The organism is Amycolatopsis sp. TRM77291, from assembly GCF_054166285.1.
This window is the reverse complement of record NZ_JBSZHF010000001.1, coordinates 8,889,791-8,902,454: the sequence shown is the minus strand read 5'-3', so window position 1 is coordinate 8,902,454 and position 12,664 is coordinate 8,889,791. Positions and strand designations below refer to the sequence as shown.

Below are 12,664 nucleotides of genomic sequence, written 5' to 3'. Positions count from 1 at the left end.
GTCCTCTGGATGCGGTACTTGCGCGTGCAAGTACCGCATCCAGAGGACGAAACGCGGGAGGAAGGAGTCAGGAGACGCGCAGGGCGGTGACGAAACGTGGCCGTCCGGCGAGGTCGAGGTGTCCCTGGACGTCGGTCAGCACCCGTCGCGCCCGCACGAGCGCCGGAACGGCGGAACCGTGCGTGTCGTCGTGCTCGATCGCCATGCCGCCGGTAGGCCGCAGCAGCCGCGCGGCCGCGGCGATCGCGTGCCGGATCACCGCCAGCCCGCTCTCCTCCGCGAACACGGCCCGCGGCGGGTCGTGCTCGGCGACCTCCGTCGGCACAGGCGTGCCTTCGGGAACGTAGGGCGGGTTGCACAGGACGAGGTCGACGAGCCCGTCGAGTTCGGCGAACATCGTGCTGTCCGCGACATCGCCGGAGTACAGGCGGATGGGGGTGTCCCCCGCGTCGGCGTGGACGTCCGCGTTGTGCCGGGCCCACGCGAGCGCCTGCGCGTCGATGTCGACCGCGTAGACGACGGCGTCCGGCCGCGCGTGCTGCACGGCCAGCGCGAGCGCGCCCGATCCCGTGCACAGGTCGACCACGACGGGGTACTCGCGCCCGTGCAGCAGTTTGAGGCCCCATTCCAGGAGCAGTTCGGTCTCCGGCCGCGGGACGAACACCCCGGCGCCGACGTTGACCGTGATGTCGCCGAGCGCGGCCCAGCCGGTGAGGTACTGCAGCGGGATCCGCTTGGCCCGCTGGTTCACGAGCTGGCCGATCGCGTCGATGACGGGCGGGTCCACCAGCGGCACCATCGGCAGGCGGCCGCGTTCGACGCCGAGGACATGGGAGGCGATCAGTTCCGCGTCCGAACGCGGTGACGCCACACCGGCCTCGGTGAGGATGCGGGTCGCTTCCATGATGGCGAGGCGCAACGGCTGCCGGTTCACTGGTGTTCCTTCACAGAGTCAAGCCTGACACACGAGGCACGCGTGCCGGGGTCGATACACGCGGGCCCAGGGTATCGATTCCTTTCACCTCACCCGCCACGAGAGCGACGACAACGTCAGCGCCGCTTCGGCCACACGCCGCGCGAGGTCGGTCTGGAGGCTCTTCGTCGCCGAAGCGATCCACTCATCCACGTTCCGTACACCGACATCGCGGTACTCGACGGCCTGAAGCAACATCTCGAGCTTGTCCGCGTCACGCGCGTAGAGCGCCTCCGGGCTTTCGGCGGCCTCGTACTCGTCGACGGCCTCGCGCACCGAATCACGGGCCGCATCGGGAAGCGACGAAGTCTGCGCGGCGGTGATCGCGCGCGGATCCGGCTTCTCGACGAAACCCTTGATCGTGTGCGGCAGGTCGCCGGTCCGCGTCTCCTGCGTGTCGTGCCACAGCGCGAGATACGCCGCCTTCGCCGGATCGGCGCCGCCCTCGGCCGCGAGCAGGCCGGCCAGCTGCGCCACCCGCATGGTGTGCTCGGCGACCGATTCGGGATCGCGGACCCCCGCCTGCCACCACCCGGCCCGCCGGATCCGCTTGAGCACACCCAGTTCGAACCCGAATCTGGCCAGGGCTTCCACAATTCTCCTACGCGTCGGCGGTGAGATATCCGGCCAGTGTCCCGCGCCGCTGCCGGAGGGTGTCGATGCGGTCGTCCATTTCGGCCAGTTCGCGCCGGATCTCCGTCACGACCGTGGGGCACAGGTCGAGTTCCGGCAGTTCGCCGTTCGCGCACGGCAGCACTTTCGCGATGACCTGTGTGCTCAGCCCGGCCGCGAGGAGGGCGCGGATCTGCCGCACCGTGGTGACCGCGTCCTCGCCGAAGCTGCGGTAGCAGTTGGAGTCGCGCCGCGAGACCAGCAGCCCCTGCTCCTCGTAATAGCGAAGCAACCGCTGGCTCACGCCGGTCCGCCGGGACAGCTCGCCGATCAGCATGTGACCCCCGTCATCCGAGTTTGACCTTCACATCGATGTCAGTACCTAACGTCGCCGGCATGACGAATCATTTCGCGCACGTCGTCCGCGGTTCCGGTCCCGGCCTGCTGCTCGCCCACGGCGGTGGCGGCAGCGTCGAGGGCAACTTCGGGAGCATCCTCGACGACCTCGCCCGCACCCACACCGTCGTCGGCCCCGACTATCCCGGCTCCGGGGCCACGCCGCGCAGCACCGAGCCATTGGACCTCGACGCCGTCGCCGACGAACTGGTCTCCATCGCCGTCGACGCCGGCCTCGAACGCTTCGCGATCCTCGGCTACTCGCTCGGCACCGGAGTCGCCGTCCGCGCCGCGACCCGGCACCCCGGCCGGGTCACCGGGCTCATCCTGACCGCCGGGTTCACGAAACCGGACAACCGGCTGCTGCTGGCGGTCGACATCTGGCGCGAACTGCTGGGCGGCGACCGGAAGCTGCTGGCGAAGTTCCTCACTTTCGCCGCCACCGGCGAGAAGCACCTGAACGCGATGACGCCCTCGGAACTCGAAGCCGCCATCGACGGGCTCGCCGGATTCATCCCGGAGGGCAGCCCCGAACACGTGGGCCTGGTCGCGAACGTCGACACCCGCGCCGAACTGGCCGGGATCTCGGTCCCCACCCTCGTCGTCGCCACGACACTGGACGGCCTCGCGCCGCCCGTCCACTCCCGCGAACTCGCGGCCGGGATCCCCGGCGCCGAACTGGTCGAGATCGAGGCGGGGCACGGTATCGGCACCGAGGCCCGCGACGAATGGCTCGGTGTGATCCAGAAGTTCCTCGCCGTGACGATCTAGAGGTCCACCAGGCGGCGCCCTAGCACACAGAGGGTGCCGAGTCGATCACTTCGACCGATATTCTATGGTGGCCCGGATGAGGTATCGGGAGATCGGGCTGCCCTTCGGCGTGTTTTCAGCCGCGCTGGGCGTGCTGCTCGTCCGTTTCCTTGTTCCGCGCCCCATCGGCATGGCGGACAACGGCGACGGCTGGCGCATCCTGTGCCGGCTCGGCGCCCGCGAGCTCGACAGGCCCTCGGAATACTTCGTCCGCTTCTCGTACGGCCCCGCCCCGGCCTGCGACAGCGCGTACATCTCCAGCCAGACCTGGATCGTCAAGATCGCCGGCGAGATCGGGCAGTGGCTCGGCTCGTCGGCGATCCTGAACCTGCTGGTGCTGGGCGTACTGGGCTGCCTGCTGGTCGCGGGCGGGATCGCCGCGGTCGTGGCGGGCCTGCGCCTCTCGGTCCGGAACAGCGTGATCGCCACGGTCGCGCTGCTGCTGGTCGTGGCGGACTCGGCCTTCTTCGGTTACTTCGCCTCGGTGCTGAGCGAGGGCGCCGCCTTCCTCGGGATGCTCCTGCTCGCCGGCGGGCTCCTGCTCATGCACCGCACCGGGCCGTGGCGCTACACCGGCGCCGCCGTCACCGTGCTCGGGGCGATGATCGGGATCAACGCGAAGTCGCAGACGCTGCTGCTGATCCCGCTGTTCGCGCTCGCGATGCTGTTCGTCCGGCCGGAGGGCAGCCGCGGCCTCGCCCGGTGGGCACTACCGCTGGCCGTGCTGGCCGTCGTCGGCACGGGCACCGCGCTGGTGCAGAGCACGGGCGACCCGGCGAACGCGGAGTACCGCGAGATCAACACGTACCACGTCGTGTTCAACGGGATCGTGGACGGGAAACACGACACCGCCGGCGACCTCGCCGCGCTCGGGCTCCCCCCGGAGTTCGCCGCGTACGTCGGCACGGGCTGGTGGAGCGCCAACGGGGCGTGGTCGTCCCCCGACTACCCGAAGTACCGGGACAAGATCAGCCGTCGCAACATCGCCCAGTACTACCTCGAACACCCGGTCCGCGTGGTCCAGATGCTGCACCGCTCCGCGCAGGAGACACTGACGGCCCGCGTGCCGAACCTCGGGAGCTTCGGCGAGCACGCCGGGCAGCCGCCGCTGGCCAAGGAGTACCGGGTCCCCGTCCTGTCCGGGATCACCGGCTGGATCGCGCCGCTGGGCTTGTTCGCCTTGCTGCCGATCTGGCTGCTCATCGGCTGGGCGGGGCTCCGTGCCTTCCGCAAGCGCGCCGGGCGGCGCGACGTGGGCCTCGTGGTGCTCACGTTCCTGCTGTTCGCGATGGGCCAGTTCCTGGTCGCCGGCCTCGTGGAAGGGATCGAGAACGTCAAGCACCAGCAGCTGACGATCTTCCCGACCTTGCTCGCCGGCGCTTTCGCCGCGCTTTCATTCCTTCCGCGTCGAAACGACGAATCGGAGCCCGAAACGCAGTCCGAAACCAAGGAACCGGCGACCGCGGTCTCCTGAATCCGCGATTTCCGGACGATTCCGGGCGGGTCCGCTTGTGTTCCGCTCACCGGCATCGGTACCCCGGTAAGGCCAGGTCGCGCCATCCCTGTAGTAATTCAGTCATGACCGACATGATCACGGCGGGCCCGACCAGGGTTCCCGCGGCATTGAGCGAGCGAAGAACCGGTCGCGAGCGGATCCTCGGCTGGCTCGCCGGCGATTACGGCAAGGTCCTCCTGGTCGTCCTGGCCTGGAACGTCGCGCTGACCGCGGTGGCATGGTTGTTCGGCCCGTCCACTCCGGCGAGCGAAGGTATCCCCAAGACCGGCATCGGTTCGACACTGAGCCTGCTCTCCCACACCTACCGCTGGGACGCGGGCAACTACGGCGAGATCGCCGAACACGCCTACACGGGCAGTTATGTACCGGTACGGGCGTTCTATCCGGTCTTCCCGATCTGCGTCTGGCTGGTCAAGACCCTCAGCTTCGGCTCCCTCGGCCTGCTCACGGCCGGGTTCATCGTCAACCTGATCGCGACCTGGCTGGCGGGCGTGGCCCTGCTCAAGATCGCCCGGTTCTTCCTCAACTCGCCTCGATCGCACTGGCTGGTCGTCGCCGCGTTCCTGACCGCGCCCGCCGCCTTCTTCCTGCACTCGTTCTACAGCGAGGCGGTGTTCTGCGCGCTCGGTTTCTGGGCGTATCTGTTCGCGTTACGACGTCAATGGCTGTGGATGGGCCTTTGCCTGATCCCGCTCACCGCGTCGCGGATCACCGCCGCGGTGTTCGTCGGCCTGTGCTTCCTGGAGTTCTGGCGATCCGTGGACTGGAAGCCGCGCGGACTGCTGTCCTGGCCCATCCTCTGGTTCCCCGCCGCGTACCTCGGCCTCGCCGCGCACATGCTCTACATGAAGATCGAGACCGGCAGCGCGATGTCGAGCTTCACCGCGCTCAAGAGCGCGAGCACCTGGTCTTACCACAAGTTCAACCCGAACATCGTGGAGACGACGTTCACGGAACTCAAGATCACCTTCCGCGCGCTGATCGGCGTGAAGCCGATGGACGCGTGGACGCTGCTGAGCCACGCGCTGCCCATGCTCGGCCTGCTCCTGCTCCTGGCGGCTTCGGTCTACTTCTTCGTCGCGCTGCGGTCGAAAGGCCTGCCGCTCGCGCTGTTCGGGATCGCCTCCTTCGTGATGCTGACGCTCAACAGCAACGTCGTCTCGGTGCACCGGTACCTGCTCCCGTGCCTGGTCATGTACCTCGCGCTGGTGCTGCTGGCCGAACGGCGCCCGAACCTGCGCGGTGTGGTGTACGCGACGATGTACCTCAACTCGCTGATCTGCGGCGCGATCTTCCTCCGTTTCGTCGCCGGTCATTGGTCCGGCTGACCACCCGGAAGAGTCACCTCCGCCCGACCTCCTAGAATCAACCCACCTCGGCCGTGAACCCATTCACCGCCTTCTCCAGAAATCGCAACGGGGGTTTCCAATGCCCGCGGACCACGACAGACGCCGGATCGCGTTCATCTTTCCCATCTACAACGAGGAAGAGAACATCGAACTCCTCCACCGCACGGTGGACGAGACGATGGCGCCGCTCACCGGCAAGTACGACTTCAGCTTCATCTACGTCGACGACGGCAGCCGCGACCGGTCGATGGACCTGCTCACGGCGCTGAGCGGGCGCGACGCCCGGGTCACCGTGATCGAACTTTCCCGCAACTTCGGCCACCAGATGGCGGTCACCGCCGGGCTCGACCTGGTGGACGCGGACGCCGCGATCATCATGGACAGCGACATGCAGGACCCGCCGAGGGTGGCGCTGGAATTGATCGAAAAATGGGAAGAAGGCTTCGACGTCGTCTATGCGCAGCGCCGTTCGCGCCAGGATTCGATGTTCAAGAAGCTCACCGCCGGCGCCTTCTACTGGTTCCTCCGGAAGATGGCGTCCGTCGAGATCCCCCGCAACACCGGCGACTTCCGGCTGATCGACCGCAAGGTCGTCGACGAACTGCGCAAGTACCGCGAACAGGACCGGTTCCTGCGCGGGCTCATCAGCTACATCGGCTTCAAGCAGACGGCCGTCCTGTTCGACCGCGACAAGCGGCACGCGGGGGTGACCGGTTATCCCCTGCGCAAGATGCTCCGCTTCGCCGCGGACGGCATCCTCGGTTTCTCCGTCGCGCCGCTGCGGATGATCACCCGGCTCGGTTACCTGATCTCGCTGCTCAGCTTCCTCGGCATCCTGTACGTGCTCGGGGTCAAGCTCTTCGCGCCGACGACCGCCGTCCCGGGCTGGGCGTTCATCACCGCCGCGATGTTCTTCCTCGGCGGTATCCAGATCATCATGCTCGGGGTACTCGGCAGCTATATCGGCCGGACCTATTCACAGGTGCAGAACCGCCCGCTCTACGGCATCGCGTCGGTCCGCTCCGGTTCACCCGTCGACGCCGGGCAAGTCGCCCGGTGAAGCCGATCAACGCCACCCAGGTGCGTTTCGGCGTCGTCGGGGTGCTCAACACCGCGGTCGACGCGCTCGGCTATGCCCTGCTGGCGACGCTCGGCGTCCCGATGTTCGTCGCGAACTTCATCTCGACCACGGCGGGCATGCTGCTGAGCTTCACGCTCAACCGGAACTTCACCTTCCGCGCGAAGGACGGCGACATCCGCCGTCAGGCCGTTCTCTTCTTCGCCGTGACGGCCTTCGGCCTGTGGGTCGTGCACGCCGCGGTGATCTTCGCGGTCACCAAGCTCTTCCCCGGGATCAACGTGCTCATCCCGAAACTGGGCGCGATCGCGGTCGGCATGGTGTGGAACTACGTCCTGTACAAGAAGGTCGTCTTCCGGAACGCGGCGACTGAGCCCGCCGCGGTGGTTCAGCCCGGTCCGCCGGCCTGAACCACCGCCAGGCTAGGGCTTTTCCGGAAGCGGCGTGCCCAGCTGCGCCCTGGGTCGGCTCCACAGCTGCCGCGTTGTCTCGCGGAGGAGCGCGATGAGGAGTACCAACTGGAGCGCGGCGAGAATGCGGAAGTCGATGCCTTCAGCACCTCCCTTGGCCCAGAAGAGGAAGGGAACGTAGCTGAACAATGAGGTGAACTGGATCCCCAGCGGCAGGAACCAAAGCCGCCGGGGAAGGTGGAACGCGAGCAGCACGGTGAGGATGTCGGCGAGGTAGAAGTACCGGTCGTGCATCGACGGCAACACGAACGGGACGAGGATCGTCGACACGGCACCGAGCAACAGGATCCTGGTGTCGGTGAGTTCGGCGCGACTGATGAGGACGAGAAGGCAGCCGATCAAGACGAGGACGCCGGCGAAGAGGACACCGGGAGTGCGCATGGCGTCGAGACCTTGTTCGCCCCGGAAGAACTGCCAGATCGACGGTGCTCCCATGGTGAGCTGCGTCCAGACGTCGGTGGCACTGAGGTAGACGGTGAGCAGCTTCTCCGGAGCCGCACCGGCGAGGAAGGCCGGCACGTCCAGCAGCACGTAGACGGCGGGGATCGCGAGCAAACAGCGCCACGGGATTCTTCCGACCAAGACGAGAACCAGCAATAGCGGGAAGAGGAAGATCGCCTGCAGCTTGAAGGACAACGCGAGGCCGAAGAAGAGGCAAGCCAACCATGGCCGGCGGGTCAGGACGTAGTAGAGCGCTCCGATGGAGAACGCCGTATAGATCGCATCACCCTGAGCCCACATCGAGCCGTTCAAGATGACCGTGGGCAGCAAGAACACGGTGATCGCGGCGAACAGCGACGGCCAGGTCCTGCCGAAACGGAGTGCGACGATCCGGTAGGCGAAGAACGCGGTCACCAACTCGAAGGCCACCGAGAACGCCTTGATTCCGGCGAGCGGCGAGATCGGCAGGTAGGTGAGCACGACCATGAAGTAGCGATATGGCGCGTTCAGGTCGGCGAATTCGTAACGCAGAGCGGCGAAGCCACCGTGATCGACGATGAAGTCGTACCACCTGCGGTAGTAGACGATGTAGTCCGAAGTCTGATAGCGGAACAGCGACAGCCGGACACCGAAGGCGATCCCGACGACCAGGACGACAAGGATCACCATATACACGCGCCGAGCGCGCTCTGTGACCCCGGTCTGGGCGGTGTCAGGCGCGGATGGGTCATCCGCCGAGTCGGCGGGGACGGAAGTACCGCGTTCAGACTGGTGGTCCACAGAGGAAATCGGCATAACGATTCTGTCCTGAGTCACTCAAAGGATGGGCTGCCCGACTGGTGGATCCGAAACGCCATCTGCCAAGCGGCAGGAGGCACCACGGATGCTACGCGTGACGGTTCGATGGTCGGCTACCGAGTACCGATCCGGTGAATCGTCAGCCGGCACCCGGCTTCGGGCGGTGACCTGAGCAGTCGCGGATCTAGCGCACCATGTTCTCAAGGTTCTTCAGTCCGGCGATCGTGTGTTCAGTGACGTCGCCGCACGGACCTGGAGGCGCTGGTCGCCCCGGCGGTCAAGAAGACCGCCCGGTTTTCGTCCGCCACCACCTGGCCATCGTGCTCTGGCGAAGACAGTATGGGCACAGCGCTCGGCTTGCTTGCAGGCGTGTTCTCTCAGTCTCGAGCCGGTGACGTGGTACGTCATCGAGCCCGGCACATTCCGGTCCACTCGGCCCCAAGATTGATCAAGAACAGGACTCGGCCGATCGTGGGGCACTATCCCGAATTGCTGGAATTGTTCCCGGAGAGCCTTCACCGTATAGGCGTCGTTCCATGCGGCACCCGTCCCGCGTAGACTGAAAGGCACCTGTACGCGCCGAAGGGCTCACGAAATAGTCATGGATCTCCGGGAAACGGCAGTCGTCACGCGGATATCCGCGAACATCGAAACCGAGGACTTCGCCGCGGCCGCCGCGCTGGGCGAACGTCTCATCGGCGAGTTCGACGCCACCGAGCTGGAGATCTGCCGGGCCGATCCCGAAGGCGGCTGGACGGGATACCTGGTCTCGGTCGGCTATCGCACACCTCCGGCCGATGACGAAGATCCCGCCGAAACGCTGCGCCGGGCCGCGGTACCCGCACTTTTCCATTTCGGCCTTAATGCGCAATTCTTCGAAATACACGGCACGCCGGAGACCGGCCAATACGGAAGCTACGACGCCTACGACACACAGGCGGACGGATTCACGCTCTATTCGCTGATGGCGTCCGTCGGCGGCACCGATCCGCGTGAACCCGCGCATGTCCCCCGGCACGATTTCTCCCCGCGGGCGGAAACCGATGTCATTTCGCGGGTGCATCTCTATGTCCCCACCGGTGACCTGCGGCTGGCCGTGGACCTGTGCGGCCGCCCGGCGGCCGACCTTTCGGCGTCGCTGGTCCGGATCAGCACGGACGCGGGTCCTTGCGAAGCCGTGCTGCTGTCGGCTCTTCCCGCCCTGGCAGGGGAAAGCGGCGACGAGGCGCTCAGCCGGGTCACGCGCGAGGTGACCGACAGGCTTTCGCGCGTGAGCATGTCCGTCCGGTCCATCCACACCGGACTCGAGGACGATCCGTTCTACACCGAACCCGGCTAGCGAATTCCTCTGGAGGGCTTGACCGGACGGGTCCCGAAAGCCACTTTCGCGACGCCTGATGTCCCGAAAGTGGCTTTCACGACATGGTCGCCGGGCCGCGGCCGGGCGGATCAGCCCGCGTGGGCGGCCAGCCGCTCTTCGCGGTCCGCGGTGATGAGCGCGTCCAGCACGCCGTCGAGATCACCGTCGAGGACCTGGTCCAGGTTGTACGCCTTGTAGTTCACCCGGTGGTCGGCGATGCGGTTCTCGGCGAAGTTGTAGGTGCGGACCCGCTCGGAGCGGTCGACGGTGCGGACCTGCGAGCGGCGCGCGTCCGACGCCTTCGCGGCGGCCTCCTCCTCGGCGATCGCCTGGAGGCGGGCCTGCAGCACCTGCAGGGCGCGGGCACGGTTCTGGATCTGCGACTTCTCGTTCTGGCACGAGACGACCACGCCGGTCGGGAGATGCGTGATCCGCACCGCCGAGTCGGTCGTGTTGACGCTCTGGCCGCCGGGGCCGGACGAGCGGTAGACGTCGATCCGCAGGTCGTTCGGGTCGATCTCGACCTCGACGTCCTCGGGTTCGGGGTAGATGAGCACGCCGGACGCGGAGGTGTGGATGCGGCCCTGCGATTCGGTGGCGGGAACGCGCTGCACGCGGTGCACCCCGCCCTCGAACTTCAGCCGCGCCCAGACGCCGTCGGCCTCGGCGGACCGGCTCTTGATGGACACGGTGACGTCCTTGAAGCCACCGAGGTCCGAGTCGACCGAGTCGAGCACCTCGGCCTTCCAGCCGTGACGTTCGGCGTAGCGCAGGTACATGCGCAGCAGGTCGCCGGCGAACAGCGCCGACTCCTCGCCGCCTTCACCCGACTTGATCTCCATGACCACGTCGGAACCGTCGTACGGGTCGCGCGGCAGGAGCAGTTCGGTGAGCTTGGCTTCGAGCACGGGGATCTTGGCGGAGATCTCTTCGGCCTCGGCCGCGAAGGCCGAGTCTTCCGCCGCCAGTTCCTTCGCCGTTTCGAGGTCGTCACGGGCGGTGTCGAGCTCGCGGACCGTCTTGACGACTGGGCTCAGCTCCGCGTACCGACGGCCGAGCTTACGAGCGCGCGCCTGGTCGGCGTGCACGGACGGGTCGGCCAGCTGCTCTTCCAGCTGGGCGTGCTCTTCGAGCAGACCCTTCAGCGAACTCGAATCCACCACTCCACCTCTCGACGACCGGACGAAACCAAGGCTGTAACACCAAAGAAAACGGCGCCTACCCGGACATGCGGGTAGGCGCCGTCGTTCAAGCTACTTGGCGTCTTCGGCCTTCTTGCGCTTGCCGTAGCGAGCCTCGAAGCGCGCGACGCGGCCGCCGGTGTCCATGAGCTTCTGCTTGCCGGTGTAGAACGGGTGGCAGTTCGAGCAGATCTCGACGTGGAGGTTGCCGGAGGTCTTGGTGCTGCGCGTGGTGAATTCGTTGCCACAGTCACAGTTCACGTGCGTGACGACGTACTCGGGGTGAATACCGCTCTTCATGGTGTCCTCTCTCGTTGGCCCCGGGTCCCCGTGCGGGGTGAACCGGTGCCGGACTTCAGCGGATGATTTTGCCAGATGTGCTGGCAGTGGCGTCAACGCACCCCTCCCCTGGCGTATTCCATTACGTTGAGTTATCAACTATCGACACCCGGTTGTACGAAATTTGTACTTGATCACGCGAAGCTCCTTCTGTTGGTGATTCCTCAACAGGAGGTACTGATCATGCGCACCATCCTCGCCAAGGTGGCGAAGCCGGCCTCCGTCGCCGCGCTGGCCATCGCGGCCTTCGCCATGGCTCCGGTCGCGGGAGCCGCCCCGGCCGCCCCCGAAGTGGGCGCCACCATCACCGCCGCCGACATCAACCCGGCCGCGGGGACGTTCACCACCCTGTCCGACGGTGACCTGGCCATCCAGGGCGCCGGCGACGGCACACCCGCCGGGGCGGTCCAGTGGTTCAAGAACCGCATGGGCTCCACCGCGTACCAGGGCCTCTGCGAGAAGGCCGTCGAGAACGCGTACGGGACCACCGGCGTCTGGGCCTCGGCCAACGCGCACTGGAACGGCGCGAGCCCGAAGCACACGACCGGGACGCCGCCGAAGGGCTCCTTCGTGTACTGGAACATCAGCCAGTGGGGTCACGTCGGTATCGCCGACGGCTCCGGCGGGATCTACGCTTCCAGCATCGGCGGCAAGATCGGCCACGCGTCGAGCGTGCACTACTTCAACAACTACCGCGGCTGGACTCCCGCGGCGGTTCCGCACCGCTAAGCCTCCCCGTGAAGGTCTCCTTGAGGCCTCAAGGAGACCTTCACGGACCTTCGACCGACGCCAGCCAGCGCTTCGTCGCGCGCGGCGAGGTCAGCCGCACCACCGGCACCGCCGGATCCGCGACCCAACCGCGGATCGTGCGCCGTTTGCGGGCGAACGAGCGGAAGTGCCACACGATGATCGAGTCGCCGGAGAGCATGCCCCGCAGCGTCTCGACGTTGCCGTTGCAGATCCGGCGACGGGTGACGCAGCGCACCACGGTCCGGCGCACCAAACGGCTCAGCGAAACCCAGCGCGGATAGTCCAGCGCCACGATCAGTTCGGCGCGGGGCAACGCGATGTCACGCCATTTGGCGAACATGCCGTCGATGATCCAGCGCTCCCCCGCGACCAGCGCGGCGATCCGGCGCCGTTGCTCGTCGTCGGGAACCGGCACCCAACCCGGCTGCCAGGCGAGGTCGTCGTCGACCGAATGACACGGCAGCCCGGCCCGCTCGGCCAGCTTTCGCGCCAGCGTCGACTTACCCGAACCGGTGACCCCGTACACGACGACCCGGCCCGGCACAGGTGTTGGGGAATCCCCAGTGGCCACCCACCACCGTTGGGGACTGG

General features: G+C 66.9%; 14 protein-coding genes. 7 read left to right on the top strand and 7 right to left on the bottom strand.

The window, feature by feature from the left end:
• Positions 1–67 precede the first annotated feature (67 nt).
• The 3 genes from prmC to ACXIZN_RS41845 all read right to left on the bottom strand — a co-directional run bounded on the left by prmC (position 68) and on the right by ACXIZN_RS41845 (position 1,922).
• Positions 68–934: a peptide chain release factor N(5)-glutamine methyltransferase gene (gene prmC / locus ACXIZN_RS41855; RefSeq protein ID WP_034308966.1), complete on the bottom strand. Its 867-nt coding sequence runs from the start codon at positions 932–934 to the stop codon at positions 68–70.
• An 84-nt stretch (positions 935–1,018) separates the two neighbouring features.
• Entirely contained in the window at positions 1,019–1,567 is a 549-nt protein-coding gene (locus ACXIZN_RS41850; RefSeq protein WP_457960261.1) for an HD domain-containing protein, read from the bottom strand.
• Positions 1,568–1,574: 7 nt separating this feature from the next.
• Complete coding sequence (locus ACXIZN_RS41845; RefSeq protein WP_457960260.1) at positions 1,575–1,922, bottom strand: MerR family transcriptional regulator; 348 nt, start codon at positions 1,920–1,922, stop codon at positions 1,575–1,577.
• A gap of 59 nt (positions 1,923–1,981) precedes the next feature.
• Between ACXIZN_RS41845 and ACXIZN_RS41840 the strand changes: the two genes are divergently transcribed.
• The 5 genes from ACXIZN_RS41840 to ACXIZN_RS41820 all read left to right on the top strand — a co-directional run bounded on the left by ACXIZN_RS41840 (position 1,982) and on the right by ACXIZN_RS41820 (position 7,144).
• Positions 1,982–2,752: an alpha/beta fold hydrolase gene (locus tag ACXIZN_RS41840; protein ID WP_457960259.1), complete on the top strand. Its 771-nt coding sequence runs from the start codon at positions 1,982–1,984 to the stop codon at positions 2,750–2,752.
• Positions 2,753–2,828: 76 nt separating this feature from the next.
• The gene (wsfD, locus tag ACXIZN_RS41835) at positions 2,829–4,265 is read left to right on the top strand and encodes a glycan biosynthesis hexose transferase WsfD (protein WP_457960258.1); all 1,437 of its coding nucleotides are present in this window, start codon (positions 2,829–2,831) and stop codon (positions 4,263–4,265) included.
• 104 nt (positions 4,266–4,369) lie between these two features.
• Positions 4,370–5,635, top strand: a complete 1,266-nt coding sequence (locus ACXIZN_RS41830; protein ID WP_457960257.1) for a mannosyltransferase family protein — start codon at positions 4,370–4,372, stop codon at positions 5,633–5,635.
• 100 nt (positions 5,636–5,735) lie between these two features.
• Positions 5,736–6,716 (top strand): glycosyltransferase family 2 protein, encoded by a 981-nt coding sequence (locus ACXIZN_RS41825; RefSeq protein ID WP_457960256.1) that lies wholly within the window; start codon positions 5,736–5,738, stop codon positions 6,714–6,716.
• Positions 6,713–7,144 carry a GtrA family protein gene (locus tag ACXIZN_RS41820; RefSeq protein ID WP_457960255.1) on the top strand — a complete coding sequence of 144 codons (432 nt, stop codon included), beginning with the start codon at positions 6,713–6,715 and terminating at the stop codon, positions 7,142–7,144. Before ACXIZN_RS41825 ends, ACXIZN_RS41820 begins: the two co-directional genes overlap by 4 nt.
• Before the next feature lie 12 nt (positions 7,145–7,156).
• On the opposite strand, the gene ACXIZN_RS41815 is transcribed toward ACXIZN_RS41820, so the two are convergent.
• On the bottom strand, positions 7,157–8,314 hold the full coding sequence (locus tag ACXIZN_RS41815; RefSeq protein WP_457960254.1) for a hypothetical protein: 1,158 nt from the start codon (positions 8,312–8,314) through the stop codon (positions 7,157–7,159).
• A 730-nt stretch (positions 8,315–9,044) separates the two neighbouring features.
• On the opposite strand from ACXIZN_RS41815, the gene ACXIZN_RS41810 reads away from it, so the two are divergent.
• Entirely contained in the window at positions 9,045–9,782 is a 738-nt protein-coding gene (locus tag ACXIZN_RS41810; protein WP_457960253.1) for a hypothetical protein, read from the top strand.
• Positions 9,783–9,892: 110 nt separating this feature from the next.
• Here the strand turns inward: ACXIZN_RS41810 and prfA are convergent, their stop codons facing one another.
• Both prfA and rpmE read right to left on the bottom strand, forming a co-directional pair.
• Positions 9,893–10,963, bottom strand: coding sequence for a peptide chain release factor 1 (gene prfA, locus ACXIZN_RS41805; RefSeq protein ID WP_457960252.1), 1,071 nt, complete (start codon positions 10,961–10,963; stop codon positions 9,893–9,895).
• A gap of 93 nt (positions 10,964–11,056) precedes the next feature.
• A complete protein-coding gene (rpmE, locus tag ACXIZN_RS41800; protein WP_007028345.1) occupies positions 11,057–11,284 on the bottom strand; it encodes a 50S ribosomal protein L31 in 228 nt (75 codons plus the stop codon).
• A 222-nt stretch (positions 11,285–11,506) separates the two neighbouring features.
• Here rpmE and ACXIZN_RS41795 point away from each other — a divergent pair, with 222 nt between their 5' ends.
• Positions 11,507–12,052 (top strand): CHAP domain-containing protein, encoded by a 546-nt coding sequence (locus ACXIZN_RS41795; RefSeq protein ID WP_457960251.1) that lies wholly within the window; start codon positions 11,507–11,509, stop codon positions 12,050–12,052.
• 40 nt (positions 12,053–12,092) lie between these two features.
• Here ACXIZN_RS41795 and ACXIZN_RS41790 read toward each other — a convergent pair whose 3' ends face one another.
• Entirely contained in the window at positions 12,093–12,617 is a 525-nt protein-coding gene (locus ACXIZN_RS41790) for an AAA family ATPase (protein WP_457960250.1), read from the bottom strand.
• Between the last annotated feature and the right edge of the window lie 47 nt (positions 12,618–12,664).

Coding starts and splice junctions, on each gene's coding strand:
- ACXIZN_RS41845 (WP_457960260.1), bottom strand. CDS start 1,922: ATGCTGATCGGCGAGCTGTCCCGGCGGACCGGCGTGAGCCAGCGGTTG.
- ACXIZN_RS41840 (WP_457960259.1), top strand. CDS start 1,982: ATGACGAATCATTTCGCGCACGTCGTCCGCGGTTCCGGTCCCGGCCTG.
- wsfD (WP_457960258.1), top strand. CDS start 2,829: ATGAGGTATCGGGAGATCGGGCTGCCCTTCGGCGTGTTTTCAGCCGCG.
- ACXIZN_RS41830 (WP_457960257.1), top strand. CDS start 4,370: ATGACCGACATGATCACGGCGGGCCCGACCAGGGTTCCCGCGGCATTG.
- ACXIZN_RS41825 (WP_457960256.1), top strand. CDS start 5,736: ATGCCCGCGGACCACGACAGACGCCGGATCGCGTTCATCTTTCCCATC.
- ACXIZN_RS41815 (WP_457960254.1), bottom strand. CDS start 8,314: ATGGTGATCCTTGTCGTCCTGGTCGTCGGGATCGCCTTCGGTGTCCGG.
- ACXIZN_RS41810 (WP_457960253.1), top strand. CDS start 9,045: ATGGATCTCCGGGAAACGGCAGTCGTCACGCGGATATCCGCGAACATC.
- rpmE (WP_007028345.1), bottom strand. CDS start 11,284: ATGAAGAGCGGTATTCACCCCGAGTACGTCGTCACGCACGTGAACTGT.
- ACXIZN_RS41795 (WP_457960251.1), top strand. CDS start 11,507: ATGCGCACCATCCTCGCCAAGGTGGCGAAGCCGGCCTCCGTCGCCGCG.